Annotated in this window: 2 protein-coding genes; both read left to right on the forward strand. The window is 42.2% G+C overall.

What is annotated here, in order from left to right:
- Positions 1-39: 39 nt before the first annotated feature.
- On the forward strand, positions 40-1,476 hold the full coding sequence (locus DW003_RS09865) for a hypothetical protein (protein ID WP_147352180.1): 1,437 nt from the start codon (positions 40-42) through the stop codon (positions 1,474-1,476).
- Positions 1,473-2,408 (forward strand): hypothetical protein, encoded by a 936-nt coding sequence (locus DW003_RS04825; protein ID WP_118387859.1) that lies wholly within the window; start codon positions 1,473-1,475, stop codon positions 2,406-2,408. Before DW003_RS09865 ends, DW003_RS04825 begins: the two co-directional genes overlap by 4 nt.
- Positions 2,409-2,671 lie beyond the last annotated feature (263 nt).

Raw genomic sequence — 2,671 nt, forward strand, 5'->3', positions numbered from 1 at the left:
TATTTGCTCAATGTGTTCGGCTGAGATCGGAAATCAACCGTGGGAGACAACAGCTTTGACGTCGGCGAACCTTTTACGCTAATAAGCCTAGTCGATGGAAAGGTCCCCTTTAATTGTGCGGCTGTAGAGGCTTCCTCCCAGCAAGAGATTGGAAAACTATTAATCGCAAATTCTAGAACCGGATTGTACTCAGGACATTCGCTTAGAGACTATTATTCTCTTCGGTGGGCCCCTGTAAAACCGCATGATTTCAAGTTAGATGGTTCATTTTATCAAGGCAAAAAAACTGATACGGGTTTCATCGTTACTCTCGAGTCGCCAATTGATGTCATTCTCGCCGGCAAAACTATAGGTAATTTTGAAACAAAGGGCGTTCATCCTTTTGAGTTGGCAAAATACTTATTAACTGTTGAAGATTGCGGAGTAAATGCAATCGAGATTGAAGGTGAAGAGAGCTCTTCCGTTGAATACTTTTACTACATTTTGACCCGCATTAAGGGACTTTCTGTTTCATCAAATTGCTCTATCGGAGATATTACTTTTGCATCTTCACTTTCAGAAGCGCCTACTGTACCTAACGGATTCACGCTAAATCAGGATTACCCCGTTTGTGCATGGACTTATCAAACCGCACAGGGGTTTGCAGATGCTCAATTAGAAGCGTTAAGACGAATTGAATACGCCGTCTATCTATATATTGTTTGCGGGTGTTCCGAACGCTTCCCCGATAAAGAGGCCAAGATGAAGTCTTGGGACATTAGGCAACCATTACTTGAACCAAAGTTGTCAGCAATGGTCTATGTTGAAAATCTTGATCTCGGTGGCAGCATTCTAATCGACGGCAATGGCAAGACAAATAAAAGCCCTATATCTGTCACTGGCTTCATTTCATCAGCAACAAATTCTTCTACGCAAATGCTGCTTTCCCCATTGAGAGCCTCATGGAAACCGCATTATTTAAATGAAGCTATGAAATGGGTGGTCAGAGCTCGCTTTGAGCCTTCGGTAGATGACCGAATTATCTCATTAAACACTGCGCTTGAATACTGTTTAAATGAAGAACGTGGCGAGACGGTTCTTGCGGAGGCTTTGCATGAAATGAATTACGACCGCACTGATGATCTTGATTTCTCGCAGATGCTAAATGACATAGTGAAATCAATTGATTTACCGGCTATTCAAGGACTTAATGAGAAACAAAGAAAAATACTGATCCGAAGAATTAAGAGCCAGGCAAAAGCGTCATTATTATCATCTCGTTTGGCGAGTCGCCTTACCGCTATGTGCAAAAGGCTTGGCGATCCAATTACGAAACAGGAATTGCAATTATTAATTGATGTCAATAAGGCAAGAAATGGATTGCTGCACGGAAGAAGATCCGTGTTCCTAAATACACTTGATTTGGATCGCGCAATTGTCGCAGCCAGTACTCTTATTGTGTCAAAGGTTGAGAAGTTTGAGGAATCTAAGCTATGAATTTAATTGAGACGGGTCTTAAGCTCGGACATGCCCTCAAGAACGATTATATAGGCAGCGGCAATGAAGCATTAACGGAAAAGTATACAAAAGAGCTTCTTGGTAAGGAGATGTCAGATAGGTTATGGGAGCTATTCAACTCGAAGGTTGCGACCAGATCGTTCTACGGCTTCTCCGACTCACTAACTATATTATCCACCGCTGTCTTTGATGAACAAAGACCGATAACTCAGTATTGGATCGATTTAAAGCTAGCTGTCAATGATAATCCCGTTCTTCTGGACCTTGCTAAAAAGTACTTTGAAGAGGGCGAACTGGTCGATAGACTGATAACATCTGCATTGATTCCAGGCTCCGTTAATACCGATGGATTATATTCAGTTGAGACTAACCGCCTATTTAACGATTTTGCAGCATCTCTCAAACGAACAGGCGTTACTCGCAGTTTTGCAAATTTAATCCCAAGGTCATCCTTAGACAGCAGCATCATTGATAGCCATATGAAAACCCGGGGTTCAGAAATTGATTCAAATCCGTGTCTTTTTAATTGGAAACGAAATTACAAGGATGAGCCTTTGGCGAGCGAGTTCACCGCCATCGATTTAACCTGTTTTTTAGCAAGCGTTGCGAGACGTTCTATTTTTTCTGGCTTTATGGGTGACCAGATCGACCTGAAGGTAGATCACGATTCAATTGGTGGCCTTAATCAATCTGAACCAATTAAGTCAATAAAACTGAAAACTACTGACTTCTCTCCGGTTTTTAATAGGCGCTTTGCACCCATGTTAGCTCAGAACGAAAATAATCGCATAGGCTATATGCTACTATCAAAGTATAGTTTGGAATTTGGCCAAGAAGTTGACTCTTGTTGTAGCCTTGAAGGCCTCTTATACCCTCTAGATGATTTGAATTTATTCTCGTATATCAGTTAACTTTCAGCTAATCTCTGATCTGTTATTAACAACCGCATCATAGGCATACAAGAGACTTTACACGGGTTCGGCAGCGCGCTGCTGCCCCCCGCCTGACGCCCTTCGATTCTTCCATTCACCGACTGACAAAACGATTTACACCTATTTTTGGAACCTAACACAGGTTTTCTTCTTTGCCCCTAATCTGATCTCGCTAAACTAATAACTGCTGCTACCAGGGCATTTTCTGGTGCACATTCTATTGGCTCCTGCGAAGATCGGAG

This window comes from Collinsella sp. AF36-3AT (assembly GCF_003475205.1).
GTDB classification, from domain to species: domain Bacteria; phylum Actinomycetota; class Coriobacteriia; order Coriobacteriales; family Coriobacteriaceae; genus Collinsella; species Collinsella aerofaciens_AF.